At 68.9% G+C, this 14,503-nt stretch carries 12 protein-coding genes; 9 read left to right on the top strand and 3 right to left on the bottom strand.

The window, feature by feature from the left end; translation table 11 throughout:
• Window positions 1-74: 74 nt before the first annotated feature.
• The 4 genes from J3A66_RS01205 to J3A66_RS01190 are packed head-to-tail and all read left to right on the top strand — an operon-like array spanning window position 75 to window position 5,201.
• A complete protein-coding gene (locus J3A66_RS01205) occupies window positions 75-1,403 on the top strand; it encodes a TolC family protein (RefSeq protein ID WP_245336656.1) in 1,329 nt (442 codons plus the stop codon).
• Window positions 1,400-3,562, top strand: a complete 2,163-nt coding sequence (locus J3A66_RS01200; RefSeq protein ID WP_348633968.1) for a type I secretion system permease/ATPase — start codon at window positions 1,400-1,402, stop codon at window positions 3,560-3,562. Before J3A66_RS01205 ends, J3A66_RS01200 begins: the two co-directional genes overlap by 4 nt.
• Window positions 3,559-4,746: an HlyD family type I secretion periplasmic adaptor subunit gene (locus tag J3A66_RS01195; RefSeq protein WP_192138858.1), complete on the top strand. Its 1,188-nt coding sequence runs from the start codon at window positions 3,559-3,561 to the stop codon at window positions 4,744-4,746. Before J3A66_RS01200 ends, J3A66_RS01195 begins: the two co-directional genes overlap by 4 nt.
• Entirely contained in the window at window positions 4,743-5,201 is a 459-nt protein-coding gene (locus J3A66_RS01190) for a MarR family transcriptional regulator (protein ID WP_107933826.1), read from the top strand. Before J3A66_RS01195 ends, J3A66_RS01190 begins: the two co-directional genes overlap by 4 nt.
• A gap of 11 nt (window positions 5,202-5,212) precedes the next feature.
• Here the strand turns inward: J3A66_RS01190 and J3A66_RS01185 are convergent, their stop codons facing one another.
• Window positions 5,213-6,613, bottom strand: a complete 1,401-nt coding sequence (locus J3A66_RS01185; protein WP_209566612.1) for a sensor histidine kinase — start codon at window positions 6,611-6,613, stop codon at window positions 5,213-5,215.
• Complete coding sequence (locus J3A66_RS01180) at window positions 6,603-7,268, bottom strand: response regulator transcription factor (RefSeq protein WP_031439546.1); 666 nt, start codon at window positions 7,266-7,268, stop codon at window positions 6,603-6,605. Before J3A66_RS01180 ends, J3A66_RS01185 begins: the two co-directional genes overlap by 11 nt.
• A gap of 113 nt (window positions 7,269-7,381) precedes the next feature.
• On the opposite strand from J3A66_RS01180, the gene J3A66_RS01175 reads away from it, so the two are divergent.
• From J3A66_RS01175 to J3A66_RS01155, 5 genes are all read left to right on the top strand, one after another.
• A complete protein-coding gene (locus tag J3A66_RS01175; RefSeq protein ID WP_209566611.1) occupies window positions 7,382-8,470 on the top strand; it encodes an ABC transporter substrate-binding protein in 1,089 nt (362 codons plus the stop codon).
• Entirely contained in the window at window positions 8,467-9,972 is a 1,506-nt protein-coding gene (locus J3A66_RS01170) for a porin (RefSeq protein WP_107045812.1), read from the top strand. The genes J3A66_RS01175 and J3A66_RS01170 overlap by 4 nt, the downstream gene beginning before the upstream one ends.
• A gap of 164 nt (window positions 9,973-10,136) precedes the next feature.
• Window positions 10,137-11,438, top strand: coding sequence for a CitMHS family transporter (locus J3A66_RS01165; protein WP_056408458.1), 1,302 nt, complete (start codon window positions 10,137-10,139; stop codon window positions 11,436-11,438).
• A 66-nt stretch (window positions 11,439-11,504) separates the two neighbouring features.
• Window positions 11,505-12,158, top strand: a complete 654-nt coding sequence (locus J3A66_RS01160; protein ID WP_031440721.1) for an alpha/beta fold hydrolase — start codon at window positions 11,505-11,507, stop codon at window positions 12,156-12,158.
• A 121-nt stretch (window positions 12,159-12,279) separates the two neighbouring features.
• Window positions 12,280-12,660, top strand: coding sequence for a hypothetical protein (locus tag J3A66_RS01155; RefSeq protein WP_235516467.1), 381 nt, complete (start codon window positions 12,280-12,282; stop codon window positions 12,658-12,660).
• Window positions 12,661-12,755: 95 nt separating this feature from the next.
• On the opposite strand, the gene J3A66_RS01150 is transcribed toward J3A66_RS01155, so the two are convergent.
• Window positions 12,756-14,423, bottom strand: a complete 1,668-nt coding sequence (locus J3A66_RS01150; protein WP_209566610.1) for a glycoside hydrolase family 43 protein — start codon at window positions 14,421-14,423, stop codon at window positions 12,756-12,758.
• Between the last annotated feature and the right edge of the window lie 80 nt (window positions 14,424-14,503).

The raw sequence follows: 14,503 nt of genomic DNA, 5'->3' as shown, positions 1-14,503 counted from the left end.
TAAAGACCGTTTACTCTATACGTTTCGTTAAGCACCCCTGTCCTTTGCTGGTGCCAGCAGAGGACAGGGACGCGATGATCACTTCCACTATGAGCGCGATGCGATCGCTGGCCGCGGGCGTCCTATTGGCGGCTGTGCCGTGTAACGCCGGGCAAGCGGTCGACACCCCTGGCCCCGCGACGCCGGGTCCGGTGACGCTCGAAACCGCGGCACGCGAAGCGGTCGCCTGGCATCCGTCGCTGACCGAGGCAGCGGGCGCGCTGGCGGCGCGCGGCGAGGAGGTGAAGGCGGCACGCGCGGGCTATCTCCCCACCGTCAGCGCCGGGATCGGCAGCGGGTTTGACAGCCGCGTATCGGGCACCCTGCGGCCGCGACCCCAGTTGGGCGCGTCGCAGATGCTGTTCGATTTCGGCAAGGTGTCGAGCGAGATCGCGGGCGCGCGCGCCGGGACGCGGGTCGGGCGTGCCGAGATGCTGCTCGCGGTCGACACGCTGATCCGCGACACAGCCTATGCCGTGATCGAATATCAGCGCGCGTCGGCACAGCGGATCATCGCGGCCGAGCAGGCGGACCGGATCCGCGAGATCAGCGAGCTTGTCGGCAAGCGTACCGCCTTTGGTGCCGCGACGCGATCGGATGCGCTGCAGGCGCAGGCGCGGGTCGAGGCGGCGATCGCGAGCCTCGCGACGGTCGAGGCGGCGGAACGCCGCTGGGCGAGCAACCTCGCTTTCCTGCTCGGTCGCGACGCCCCGCCCGCCGCGGTGTCCGCCGACGTTCCGGACTGGCTGATGCGGAGCTGTTCGGGTCCGGTGCCCGCCTGGGAGACGGTGCCGCTGGTCATGGCCGCCGAGGCGCAGGCGGACCGCGCCGCCGCCGCGCTGCGTCGCAGCCGCGCGGACCGCTATCCGACGCTGTCGATCGGCGGCGACGCCTCGACCGACGTGACCGCGCCGCTCGGCAATCGCAGCATCTACAATGTCGGCCTGCGCGTCTCGAGCAACATCTTCGCGGGCGGGGTCACGCGTGCGCGTGCGCGCGGCGCGGCGTTCGAGCTGGAGGCGGCGCAGGCGGCCACGCGCCGGGTCCGCAACGAGAGCAGCCAGCGGCTGGCCGAGGCGCGCCAGCAGATCGACAGCCTGTCACAGGTCGTCGCCACGCTGCAGTCGCGCCAGACCAACATGCGCGAGACGGGCCGGCTGTACCGGATCCAGTATCTCGAAATGGGCACGCGCACGCTCGTCGATCTGCTCAACGCCGAACAGGAATTCCAGCAGGTCCGGTTCGAGGCGGTGAACGTCGCGCAGACCCTGCGCAGCCTTCAGGTCGATTGCCTGTATCTGTCGGGGCGGATGCGCGACGCATTCGCGCTGTCCGGCGCGACGGTGCGCGGGGTGACGCTGTGACCGCCGATCGGGTGCCGATCGCGGTGGCGGCGGGCGGAGCGGGGGCCGGCATCGACGGCTGGCTCGACCTGCTTGGCCGCGTTGCCCGCCACTATCGCCTGCCGCTGTCCGAACAGCGTGCGCGGCTTGCCGCACACTGGGAGCTGGGGGACGACGACGAGGCGCGGGTCCGCACGCTCGCGCGCGCGACCGGGCTCGGCGTGCAGTTCGTCCCCGCCGCGGGGATGCGGCTGACGAGCTGGCGGCTGCCGCTGATCGTCCGGCTGCGCGACGGCGAGATCGCGCTGATCGAGGGGATCGACGCGGAGGGCCAGGCCCGGCTGATCGTGCCGGGCGACCGGGGCGGAGCGACGCATCTGCCGATCGACCAGCTGACCGCCGGCGCGACCGGCTATGTCATTCCCCGGCCGTCGCGCTCGGCGCCCGACACACGTATCGACGCCTATATCCGGCCGTTCCAGGATCACTGGCTGCGCGACATATTGATGGCCGACGCGCCGTCCTACGGCCATGTCATGGTCGCGTCGGTGGTGACCAACTGCCTGGGGCTCGCGGGCGTGCTGTTCTCGATGCAGGTCTATGACCGCGTCGTGCCGGCGGGCTCGATCCCGACGCTGACGATCCTGTTCGTCGGGGTGCTGATCGCGATCGGCTTCGATTTCGTGTTGCGACGGCTCCGCACGAACATCGTCGATGTGCTTGGCAAGCGGGCCGATCTGCGCATCTCGGACCGGGTCTTCGGTCACGCGCTGCGGGTTCGCAACCGCGCGCGCCCGACCTCGACCGGGACGTTCATCTCGCAGCTGCGCGACCTCGACCAGGTGCGCGACATGCTGACCTCGACGACCGTCGCGACCGTCGCCGACATGCCCTTCTTCCTGCTGTTCCTCGGCGTGCTCTGGTATGTCGGCGGCGCGCTGGCGCTGGTGCCGCTCGCGGCGCTGGTCCTGCTGCTGCTGCCGGGGCTGCTCGCGCAACGCCGGCTGCGGATGTACGCGACCGAGTCGATGCGCGAATCCTCGCTGCGCAACGCGATGCTGGTCGAATCGGTGCAGGGTATCGAGGACATCAAGGCACTGCAGGCCGAGGACCGGTTCCACCACCAGTGGAACCACTATACCGCGGTCGCGGGCGAGGCGCAGCTCAGGCTGCGCGGGCTGACCAACGGCCTGTCGGTGTGGACCCAGAGCGTCCAGAACGGCGTCTATGCCGCGATCATCTTCGTCGGCGCACCGCTCGTGATCGCGGGTGACATCACCACCGGCGTGCTGGTCGCGACCTCGATCCTCGGCTCGCGGATGATGGCGCCGATGGCCCAGGTGACCCAGCTGCTCAGCCGGTTCCAGCATGCCAAGGTGGCGATGGGCAGCCTCAACCAGATCATGGCGCTGCCCGTCGACACCGCGGACGCGGATCACCGCATCCCGCTGCCCGTCGTCCAGGGCGACTTCACGCTGCGGTCCGCGGTCTTCACCTATGCCGACCCCAACGCCCCCCCTGCCCTGACGGTCCAGACGCTCGACATCGCGGCGGGCGAGCGGATCGCGTTGCTGGGGCGCAACGGCGCGGGCAAGTCGACGCTGCTCCAGGGCCTGTCGGGGATGCTGCAGCCGGTGTCGGGCGAGGTGCTGCTCGACGGTCTCGCGCTGCATCAGGTCGATCCCGCCGATGTCCGCCGCGACATCGGCCTGCTGACCCAGACCTCGCGGCTGTTTCACGGGACGCTGCGGGAGAATTTGACGCTCGGCGCGCCGATGGCGTCGGACAGGGAGATCAGCGAGATGCTCGCGATGGTCGGCGCGGACACTATGGTCCGGCGGCTGCGCGACGGGCTCGGCCATGTCGTGCAGGAGGGGGGCAGAGGCCTGTCGGGTGGGCAGATCCAGGGGCTGCTGCTCGCGCGGCTGCTGCTTCGCCAGCCGAGCGTCGCGCTGCTCGACGAGCCGACCGCGGCGATGGACGAGGGGACCGAGCGGCACTTCATCGCGCGGCTCGGGGCGTGGAGCCGCACGCGTACGCTGATCGTCGCGACGCACCGGATGCGGATGCTCGAGATCGTCGACCGGATCATCGTGATCGACAACGGCACCATCGTCCTCGACGGCCCCAAGGATCAGATCCTCGCGCAGATGCGCGGGACGCGGAGTGCGGCGGCATGAGCGCGCGGGCGATCGACGACGACCACCTGTTCGGCGGCGAAGGCAGCGTCCGGCTCGCGACCGCGACGCGGCTCGTCTGGATCCTGGCCGCGCTGTTCGTGGCCGCACTCGGCTGGGCGTGGTTCGCGGCCCTCGACGAGGTGGCGACGGGCGAAGCACGCGTCGTGCCGACCAGCCGCGAACAGGTCATCCAGTCGCTCGAGGGCGGGATCCTGACCAAGCTTCCGGTGCGCCAGGACGATATCGTCACCCCGGGGCAGCTCCTCGCGCAGCTCGATCCGACCCAGGCGGGGTCGACCGTCGACGAGACCGCCGCCAAATACCGCGCCGCGCTGGCCAGCGTCGCGCGGCTGACGGCGGAGGCGAACGGCACGCCGCTGACGTTTGCCGCCGAACTCGACCGCTATCCCGAGTTGAAGGCCGCCGAGACGCGGCTCCACGACACCCGGCGACGCAGCCTGCAATCGTCGATCCAGCTGATCGACCAGAGCCTCGCGCTGATCGGACGCGAGGTGCGGATCGGGGAATCGCTGATCGCGGTCGGCGCGGCGAGCAATGTCGAGGTGCTGCGGCTGCAACGCCAGCGGGCCGAGCTCGAGCTCAAAAAGGCCGATCTGCGATCGCAATATATGGTCGAGGCGCGGCAGGATCTGGCGAAGGTCACCGAACAGGTCGACTCGCTCGCACCGGTCGTGCGCGGACGGTCCGACACGCTGTCGCGCCTCACGCTGCGCTCGCCGGTGCGCGGGGTCGTCAAGAATATCGAGGTGTCGACGATCGGCGGCGTCGTGCCCCCCAATGGCAAGCTGATGGAGATCGTCCCGCTCGACGACCGGCTGCTGATCGAGGCGCGAATCCAGCCGCGCGACATCGCCTTCATCCGCCCCGGCCAGGCAGCCAGCGTCAAGGTGACCGCCTATGACTATTCGATCTATGGCGGCCTGACGGGCAGCGTGGTCAGCATCTCGCCCGACACGATCCGCGACGAGGTGAAGCCCGACATCCTCTATTACCGCGTGTTCGTGCGGACCAAGGCGGATTCGCTGACGAACAAGGCCGGCGCGAAGTTCGCGATCACCCCCGGCATGGTCGCGACGGTCGATATCCATACCGGCAGCAAGACCGTGCTTCAGTATCTCGTCAAACCCCTCAACCGGGCGCGGGAGGCGCTGCGCGAACGATGACCGATGTCGCACGCCGCAACCTCCGCGCACCCGGCGCGGGCGCCCCGCGACCGATCGCACCCGCCTTGCTCGCCCGCGCGCGCCAGGCCCGCCAGCTGCGCGCGACGATGAGCGCGTTCCTGCCACAGGACCTGCTGGTCGATCCGGCCTGGGACATGATGATCGACCTGTTCATTGCGGCCGCCACCGGCGAGACGCTCTGCGTGAAGGATCTGACGCTGATGTCGGGGGGCAGTGCGGCGGGGACGATGCGGCGGATCGATCGGCTGCAACAGGCCGAGCTGCTGCGACGCCATGTCGATCCCGCGGATCACCGACGCGTGCATGTCAGCCTGACCGATACCGGCCACAGGGCGATGGCGGCGATGCTCGACCATCTGTTCGATCGCGGCGCCGGGGATGCGGCCCCGGCGGTGGCGCCGAAATCCTTCGCACCGGGCAAGCTGCGCGGCTGACGGGCACGGCGTCAGCCGGCCGCTGCGGTGCCGGGGAAGCGGACGACGATCGTCGTGCCGCGGTCCGCTGCACCGAACCCGACGGTCGCGTTCAACCGCGCAACGGCGGAGCGGACGATCGCGAGCCCGAGCCCGCTGCCCTCCGGACTGCCCGGTGCGCCGAGACGGACGAAGCGGTCGAACGCGACCTCGCGCTGGCTGTCGGCGATGCCCAGGCCGTCGTCGATCACCGCGATCGCGGTCTCCCCGCGCGAGGTCTGGAGGCTGACCGTGACCGTACCGCCGCGCCGGTTATAGCGGATGCCGTTGTCGACGAGGTTCGACAGGATTTCGAAGATGAGCGTCCGGTGCCCGGGCACGCGGTAGGTTTCGACCGGGTCGGTCTCGAGCGTGAGGTCGATCCCGGCCTCGATCGCCTGGTTGATCTGGCGGGTGATGACCGCGGCGGCCACCTCGCGCAGATCGACGGTTTCGAGCGGGGCGGACACCCCCGCCTCTTCCGCCCGCGCAAGTGCCAGCAACTGGGTGACGAGCCGTTCGAGCCGCGTCACGGCATCGGCGATCTCGTCGAGCGCCTCGTGCCGTTCGGCGCCCGAACCGCGCCGCGCGAGCGCCACCTGAACCTTCAGGACCGAAAGCGGCGTGCGCATCTGGTGAGACGCGTCGGCGGTGAAGCGGCGCACGCCGACCGTCGCGGTATCGAGCTGCGCGAGCAGTCGGTCGAACGCGCCGGCGAGCGGGCGGAGCTCGCGCGGCAGCGGCCCCGTGTCGAGCGGCGAGAAGTCGGGCCGCGCCCGCTTGTCACGCGCCTCGATCGCACCGCGCAACCGGGCCAGCGGGCGCAGGCTCCACCCCAGCGCCGGGCGGAGCAGCAGCGCGGCGCCACCGACCAGGACGCACTCGCCGATCAGCAGCGCGATCATCAGACGACGGGTCAGGGCTGACCGGTTGTCGATCGTCTCGGCGATCTGCACGATCACCGGCCGGTCGATCCGCGGCAGGTCGCGACGGACCTCGGCGATGCGGATCCGCTGACCGCGATAACGCGCAAAGCGGTAGGCGGGCACATCGACCGCGAGCGCGGCGGGATCGGGTGCGGGCAGATCGGCATAGCCGGTGAGCAGGTCCCCGCCGACCGCGATGCGGTAATAGACATTGTCGCGTTCGGCGTTCTCGAGCATCCCGAACGCGGCGGCGGGAAGGTCGAGCGTGACCTCGCCGCGCTCAACCTGCACGGTCTCCGCGATCGCGCCGAGCGCGCCCCCGAGCACGCGGTCGCTGGTGCGCCGGACGACATCGGTGATCAGCGTCGCGCCGACCACGCCGATCAGGATTGCCGCCGCGAGCAGCGGGCCGAGCACCGCCACCAGCAGGCGCGTCCGCAGCGCGGGGGCACGCGCCTCAGCCCGCATCGAGCATATAGCCGACGCCGCGGACGGTGCGGATACCCGGGCCGTCAGGCGCGAGCTTGGTCCGCAACCGCGTGACATGGACCTCGATCGCGTTGCCGCCGACGGGCTCATCGAACCCGAACACCTCGCCGATCAGCAGCTCGCGCGGTACGACGCGGCCTGCGCGCATCGCCAGCGCCTCGAGCACCGCGCGTTCGCGACGCCGCAGGTCGAGGACCCGGCCGGCGATATCCGCATCGCCCGTCGAGCGGTTCATCGTCAAACTCCCCACGCTCAGCACCGGGAGCGGATCGCCGCCGCGTCGTCGCCCCAGCGCGCGGACCCGCGCCTCGAGCTCCTCGGGATCGAACGGTTTGCGCAGATAGTCGTCGGCGCCGAGATCGAGCCCGCGCACGCGGTCGTCCAGCGCATCGCGTGCGGTCAGCATCAGCACGGGCACACGCTCGCCGCGTCGCCGCAGCGTCTCGAGCACCGCGAAACCGTCGATCCCGGGCAGCCCGACATCGAGGATGACCAGCGCATAGGGCTCGCCCGCGACGATGCCGAGCGCCTCCTCGCCGCTCGCGACATGATCGACCGCATTGCCGCCCGCCCGCAGCAATGCCGCGATGCTGCGCGCGAGGGCGGCGTCGTCCTCGATCAGCAGAATGCGCAAATCGGCTTACCTCGTTGATTCAAAAGGGCGTGAAAGGTTGGTGACAGCTTCGATTCGTATTCCACCGCTACTGCCTATCCGAACACAGAGACGGAAGGCGAGGAGAGGTGACGATGGCACGAATGGTTCTCACGATCGGATTGCTGGCCACGCTGACCGGGTTCGCGACGACCGCGGTGTCGGCGCAGCGTCCGGCGGGCTATCCCCGCTCCTATGACACGCTGATCGAAAGCGCACGCGCCGAGCGGCAGGTCCGGATCTATGGCAATGCCGATCGCGCCGAGCTGCTGCCGGTGGTCGCCGCGTTTCGCAAACGCTATCCCGGCATCACCGTCCTCTACGCCGATCTCGGGTCGACCGAAATGTATCGCCGCTTCGTCGCCGAGACGCGCGCGCGGCGCCTGTCCGCGGATCTGGTCTGGTCGTCGGCGATGGATCTGCAGGTCAAGCTGATCAACGACGGTTTCGCGCAAAGCTATGCCAGTCCCGAAAAGCCCGCGCTGCCCGCCGTCTCGGTCTGGAAGAACATGGGCTTCGGCGTCACCGCCGAGCCGATCGGGATCGTCTACAACAAGCGGCTGCTGCCGCCGGCGCGCGTGCCGCGGACGCATGCCGAGCTGGAGGCGCTGCTGCGGACGCAGCGCACCGCGCTGACCGGGCGCGTGACGACCTTCGATCCGTCACGCTCGAATGTCGGCTATCTCTATCTGTCGGAGGACATGGCGATCACGCGCGACACGCGGTCGTTGCTGGAGGCGATCGCGGCTACGAAGCCGGTCCTGTCACGGACCAGCGAGCCGATGCTGCGCGGCGTCGCCGAGGGCCGGCAGGCGATCGCCTACAACGTCATCGGCTCCTATGCGCTCGAGCGGGCGAGCACCGATCCGCGGATCGGCGTGGCGTTCCTCAAGGACTATACGATCGTCACGTCGCGGATCGCGTTCATCGCGCGCGAAGCCGCGCACCCGGCGGCCGCCAAGCTGTTCCTCGACTTCCTGCTGTCGCGCGAAGGCCAATCACTGCTCGCCAAGCGCAGCCTCTGGCCGGTCCGCACCGACGTCCCCGCGCGCCGCCTTCCCGCCGCGCAGGCCCGGCCGATCCGGGTCGGACCGCAGCTTCTCGTCACGCTCGATCATCTCAAACGCCAGCGCTTCCTGCGCGACTGGACCGCCCTTCTTGCCAACGGAGCCTCTTCCCGATGACCCCATTTCGTACCGGCTGCGCTCTCGTCGCGCTGATCATCGCGACACCCGCGCTCGCCCAGACCGGGGCACCGGCGCCCAGCGACGCCGACCTCGCCGCACTGGTCCGCGCGCAGGCGGCCGAGATCGCCACGCTCAAGTCCCGGCTCGACCGGCTCGAGACCAACGCGGTCGTCGCACAGGCGGCTGCGCCCGCGGCCCCTGTCCAGCCGACCGGCGCTGCGCCGCAGCCGCAGCTCGCGCAGACGGGCGAGCCCCGGCGGACCGTGCCGTTCGCACCGCAGCTCGCGCCTCCCGGCCCGGCCGACCGCAGCGTGGCACAGGCCGTGGCGGCACGCGACAATCCATCGGGCCTGACGACCGAATGGGGTGCGGGCCTGCCGGTCTTCCACTCGGCGGACGGCGTCTATACCTTCAAGCCGCGCGGCCGGATCCTGACCGATGTGAGCTCGAGCTTCGGGTCGAAATATGACGGCCGCAACATCACGACGACGGGCATGCGCGCGCTGCGCCTCGGTCTGGAAGGCGGCGTCGGCACGCATTTCTTCTATCAGTTTGAAAGCGACTTTTCCGAAAACGAGGTCGACGTCGTCACCGCGTTCGTCGGCTGGCGCAACCGGATCACGCCCGGTCTCGATTACGACGTGCGCGCAGGCCATCTGTTCAACGACCGCAGCTTCGAAGGATCGACCGGGTCGGACTCGACCCCGTTCCTCGAGCGCACGACGGTCGCCACCGCGATCATTCCGCAGCGCGGCTTCTACGGCATCGGCGTGATGCCGCGGATCTTCTGGAAGACCGGCCACGCGTCGGTCACCGTCACCGGCGACCGGATCGACGGCACGCAGACGGTCGGCGACAGCCGCACCGTCCTCGGGCGCGCGCACTGGAATCCGATCAAGTCCGACACCGGCGTGCTTCATGTCGGGCTCTGGGGGTTCGACGAATCGCTGTCGTCCGTCGCGGGCACGCTGACCCGCAACACGGTGATCGGCGGGCGCTTCAATGGCGCGCTGCGCGTGTCGAGCGGACCGCTGACGGGCGGCACCGGGACGACGGGTTACGGCGTCGAGCTCGGGGGCTATCGCGGGCCCTTGTGGGTGATGGGCGAAGCCGGCCAGCGCAATGCGCGGCTCGACGGTGGCCGGCCCGACTTCGTCAGCAAGGCGTGGAGCGTGTCGGGTGGTCTGTTCCTGACCGGCGACCTGCCCCCCTATAACCCGCGGCTCGGGAGCTTCGGCCAGCCCAAGGTGCTCAAACCCACCTTCGATGGCGGCGTCGGCGCGATCGAACTGACCGCGCGGTACGAGAGCCTCGATTACAGCGACCTGCTGACCGGCGGCGACGGCTGGGCCGCAACGGTCGGGGTGAACTGGTATCTCAACAGCTTCACCCGGTTCCAGGTCAACGCGATCCAGTGGAACACCGACAATCGTGCGGGCGACTATGTCGGCAACGACAGCGGCCAGACGGTCAGCGCGCGCGTCGGTGTGACGTTCTGATGCGGCGCGCCCTCTCCGGCATCTACCGCTCCGTCATCCTGACGAAAGTCAGGATCCAAAGCCAGACAGGATGGCGCTCCGTAACCCTGGATCCTGACGTTCGTCAGGATGACGGGGGTTTTGCCCCCACCCCCCTTTTTCACGCCCTTTTCTAGGACGATGCGATGAACCTTGCCCTGCTTGGCTTCCTGATGGTCGCCACGTTCATGACGTTGATCATGACCAAGAAGATGACGCCGCTGGTCGCGCTGATCGTGATTCCCTCGATCTTCGGCGTCTTTGCCGGCGAGGCCGCGGGTCTCGGCCCGATGATGATCGACGGGATCAAGAACCTCGCGCCGACCGGCGTGATGCTGCTGTTCGCGATCCTGTTCTTCTCAACGATGACCGACACCGGCCTGTTCGATCCGCTGGTCGGACGGCTGATCCGGATGGTGCACGGCGATCCGATGCGGATCCTGATCGGCACGGTCGTGCTGTGCGCGCTCGTCAGCCTCGATGGCGACGGCTCGACGACCTACATCATCACGATCGCCGCGCTGCTGCCGCTGTACAAGCGCTACGACATGAACCGCCTGTATCTCGTCTGCCTGCTGATGACGACGAGCGGGATCATGAACCTGACGCCGTGGGGCGGGCCGACCGCGCGCGCGGCGAGCGCGCTGAAGCTCGATCCCGCGACGCTGTTCCTGCCGCTCATTCCCGGCATGATCGCAGGGCTCGCCTTCCTCGTCGGGCTGGCGGTGTATTTCGGCCGCAAGGAGCGCGCGCGCATGGGCGAAGCGGGCATCACCGCGACCGACACGTTCACCGGCATGGCGGTGTCGCAATATCCCGAAGCGCGCCGGCCCAAGCTGATCTGGTTCAACGCAGCCCTTGTCGTCACGCTGCTGACGCTGCTGGTCTGGGGCATCCTGCCGCTGTCGGTGCTGATGATGCTCGCCTTCGCGATCGCGATGATCGTCAACTATCCCGGCGTCGCCGACCAGAAGGAACGCATCTCCGCGCATGCCGGCAATGTGCTGGCGGTCGTGTCGCTGATCTTCGCGGCCGGCATCTTCACCGGAATCCTCGGCGGCACCGGGATGGTCGAGGCGATGAGCAAGGCGGTGGTCGGCGTGATCCCGCCGGCGATGGGCCCCTATATGGCGCCGATCACCGCAGCGCTCAGCCTGCCCTTCACCTTCTTTATCTCGAACGACGCCTTCTATTTCGGGATGCTGCCGATCCTCGCCGAGGCGGGCGCGCATTACGGCGTCGCACCCGAGGCGATCGCGCGCGCGTCGCTGATGGGCCAGCCGGTCCATCTGCTCAGCCCGCTGGTGCCGTCGACCTATCTGCTCGTCAGCCTGGTCGGGATCGATCTGGCGGATCATCAGCGGTTCACGCTGGTGCCGGCGATCCTGGTCTGCGCGGTGATGACGGTGGTGGGCATGATCGCGCTCGCCTTCCCGTTTGTCGCCTGACCGGTCCGGCCGCCCGATGATGCCTCCCGCCATCCGCCCCCTGCTTCCCGCCACCGGAGACACCGCATGACCCGTTCGCCGATCCCGCTCGTGCTGCTCCCCGCCATGGGCTGTGACGGGCGACTCTGGGCACGGCAGATCATGGATCTTGCCGCGCTCGCCGAGCCCGAGTTTCATGACCTTTCGCAGGACGACACGCTGTCGGCGATGGCCGCGCGCGTGCTGGCCAAGGCGCCGCCGCGCTTCGCGGTCTCGGGGGTCAGCCTGGGGGGTTATGTGGCGATGGAGATGGTGCGGCAGGCGCCCGACCGGGTCCTGCGGGTCGCGCTGTTCGGCACGCGCGCGTCGATGACGATGCGTCCGCGGACGGTCGACGGCCAGGGGCTGCTCGCGACCGCGCCGCATGCCGATCCGCGACTGACCGCGATCGTGGCGGGCCCGGTGCAGGCGATGGCGGACCGGGTCGGCAAGGCGGTCTTCGAACGCCAGCAGCGCGCGCTGCTCGAACGACCCGACATCAGCGATGCGATCGCCGCGATCCACGTGCCGACGCTCGTCGCGGTGGGCGATCGCGACCGGATCTGCACGCCCGACGATGCACGCGCACTGGCCACGCTGATCGAGGGCGCGCGGTTTCACGAATTGCGGGGCTGCGGCCATCTCGCCCCGCTCGAACGGCCGGGCGAGGTCACCGCCCTGCTGCGCAACTGGTTGCGCTGACGCGCGCGGCGGGCGCCCGAACAAAATGCGATCATGTTGATGCAGGTTGATAGGAATGGCGGGACATTCGTGACGCCCGACCGCGTTGATGCTCGCCGATACCGGCTAGGAGAGAGCAGACATGGCCGTCAAATTTGCAGGAACGATGAACGCGATCAATCGCGGTCTCGACGCGACGAAGCCCGCCAAGGGCGCCGACATGGTCGAGGATTGGGAAGCCGCACTCGCCGATATCGAGACACCCGGCGCCAAGGGCATTCTTCGCGACCTGGCATCGCTGCGCAAGCAGCTCGAGAAGGACACGCCGGACGCCGACCGCGTCCATGCGCTGCTGCACCGGCTTGGTGCCGCGACGACCAAGATCGCGGAAAAGGCTGACACGTCGCAGGACAAGCTGCGCGCGCTCGGTGAGGCGCTGACCGAGGCGGGCGAGGACAGCCCGGACGAGGAAGAGGACGTCGCAGCAGCCGCAAGCCCGAAGCGCGCGCGCAAGAAGGCCTGAGGTTCAGGCGCGGGCCCGCACGTCAGCCAGCCCGCGCCTTTTTCTTATTTCGGCATCGCTCCCGCAGCGATGACACGTAGCGGTGCCACGCGAGATCAGCGCGACCACGCGTAGGGGCCGACCAGCGTCCCGACGAAGCCGCCAGCCATCCGCGTGCTCAGGAACCGGACGTCGACATCCGATACGAGCGTGCGAGGCGTTGCGCCGGTCGTGTAGCTGAAGCGCATCGTGCCACCGGTGGCGTCGATCGTCAGCGTGACCGGGCCCGCCGGATCGACCGGCGCGCTTGCGACGAGCTGCTCCTTGCCTTCCTGCGTCGTATAGAGAGCCACGACGGGCTTCTCCGCTATCCGCGTCAGCCCGAAGAAGAGATGTGCCTTGTCGCTCTGCATCGCGGCGAGGCCAGCACGATCGCCGGTTTTCGGCGAAAATCGCAGCGTGGTCGAGATCGTCGCGTCGTGATGCTGCTGGCGCCGGCCGACAAAGGCGGGGACGCCCGCGAGATCGCCCATCGGCGCGCCCCGGCCGAGCACGAGCTCTCCACCAGTGAGGCGATAAAAGGGTGCCTTGGGGGTGCGGACACCAACCCATTGCATCGCCAGACGATCGCCGTCGAACTCGTCGACATAGGAAAAGGCGCCGGCCGTCGGCACTGGTCCCGGGCGCTGCGCGGGCAGTCCGGGCGAGACCGCGACTTCGGGAACGCGCTGCCCCCTGGGCAGGATGATCGGCCAGCCATCCTTCCAGGTCACGGGGAGCAGGAACGTCTCGCGACCGATATTGTAATAGTCGCCGGCATAGGGCCGGACCGCGAGGAAGGTCGCCCACCATTCGCCCGTCTGCGTCTGGACCAGTTCGGCATGCCCCGCCGAGGTGATCGGCCGCGAGCGTGCAGGGTCGAGATCGCGCTGCGTCAGGATGGGGTTGCCGGCATAGGGCTCATAGCGGCCGCGCAAGGTCCGCGACCGGAGCACGACCTGAGAATGGTTGACGCTCGTGCCGCCCTCCGCGGCGGTCAGATAATACCAGCCGTCCTTGCGGAAGATGTGCGGCCCTTCGATCCAGACCGGCTTTTTCGACAGGTCGACACCGCCATTGACGAGCTGCGTGCTCTCGCCGACCATCTGCCCCTTGCGCCAGTCATATTCCTGGATCCAGATCGCGCGGTGCCCGTCATAGCGCGGGGGTTCGGCGGGGCCGCGGTTGTTGACGATATAGGCTTTGTCTCCCTCCCAGAAGATCGAGGGGTCGATGCCCTCGAACGGCAGCCAGATCGGCGCGGACCAGGGGCCGGCCGGATTGCGCGCGGTGATGACGAAATTGCCTTTGCACTCGACGCAGGTGTTGACGATGTAGAAGACGCCGTCGTGATAGGAGATGTCGGGGGCAAAGACCGCCTGCGACGTCCGCATGCCGGTGAAGTCGAGCTGATCGGGGCGGTCGATCGCGTTGCCGATCTGAGTCCAGTTCACGAGGTCGCGCGAATGGAAGACCGGCAGTCCGGGGAAATGCGCGAACGACGAATTGACGAGATAATAGTCCTCGCCGACCCGCGTGACCGACGGATCGGGATAATAGCCCGACAGGATCGGGTTGCGATACTGGTTGCGCTGCAACGGTGCCGCGCCGGGCGACCGCCCCTCATAGCTGAACCGGCTGAACCGGGGCGATGCGTCGGACGGCACAGCGGAGGTTTGTGCCGGGCTGCCCTGCGCGACGCTGGTGCCCGCGAGCGCGATGAGAGCGAGGGTGAGGATGCGCATGAGGGGGAATCCTTTGTCCGGAGCGGGCGGCGTGCAGACTGGTCGTCGGGTCCTTGAGCGGCTGCCGGGACGATCGCGCA

Source organism: Sphingomonas sp. PvP018, assembly GCF_017876865.1.
GTDB lineage: Bacteria > Pseudomonadota > Alphaproteobacteria > Sphingomonadales > Sphingomonadaceae > Sphingomonas > Sphingomonas aerolata.
This window is presented reverse-complemented; position numbering and strand designations above follow the sequence as displayed.

What these genes read in the sequence shown, in the direction of transcription:
- J3A66_RS01205 (WP_245336656.1), top strand. Translation starts at nt 75, where the DNA reads ATGATCACTTCCACTATGAGCGCGATGCGATCGCTGGCCGCGGGCGTC.
- J3A66_RS01195 (WP_192138858.1), top strand. Translation starts at nt 3,559, where the DNA reads ATGAGCGCGCGGGCGATCGACGACGACCACCTGTTCGGCGGCGAAGGC.
- J3A66_RS01190 (WP_107933826.1), top strand. Translation starts at nt 4,743, where the DNA reads ATGACCGATGTCGCACGCCGCAACCTCCGCGCACCCGGCGCGGGCGCC.
- J3A66_RS01185 (WP_209566612.1), bottom strand. Translation starts at nt 6,613, where the DNA reads ATGCGGGCTGAGGCGCGTGCCCCCGCGCTGCGGACGCGCCTGCTGGTG.
- J3A66_RS01175 (WP_209566611.1), top strand. Translation starts at nt 7,382, where the DNA reads ATGGCACGAATGGTTCTCACGATCGGATTGCTGGCCACGCTGACCGGG.
- J3A66_RS01170 (WP_107045812.1), top strand. Translation starts at nt 8,467, where the DNA reads ATGACCCCATTTCGTACCGGCTGCGCTCTCGTCGCGCTGATCATCGCG.
- J3A66_RS01165 (WP_056408458.1), top strand. Translation starts at nt 10,137, where the DNA reads ATGAACCTTGCCCTGCTTGGCTTCCTGATGGTCGCCACGTTCATGACG.
- J3A66_RS01160 (WP_031440721.1), top strand. Translation starts at nt 11,505, where the DNA reads ATGACCCGTTCGCCGATCCCGCTCGTGCTGCTCCCCGCCATGGGCTGT.
- J3A66_RS01155 (WP_235516467.1), top strand. Translation starts at nt 12,280, where the DNA reads ATGGCCGTCAAATTTGCAGGAACGATGAACGCGATCAATCGCGGTCTC.
- J3A66_RS01150 (WP_209566610.1), bottom strand. Translation starts at nt 14,423, where the DNA reads ATGCGCATCCTCACCCTCGCTCTCATCGCGCTCGCGGGCACCAGCGTC.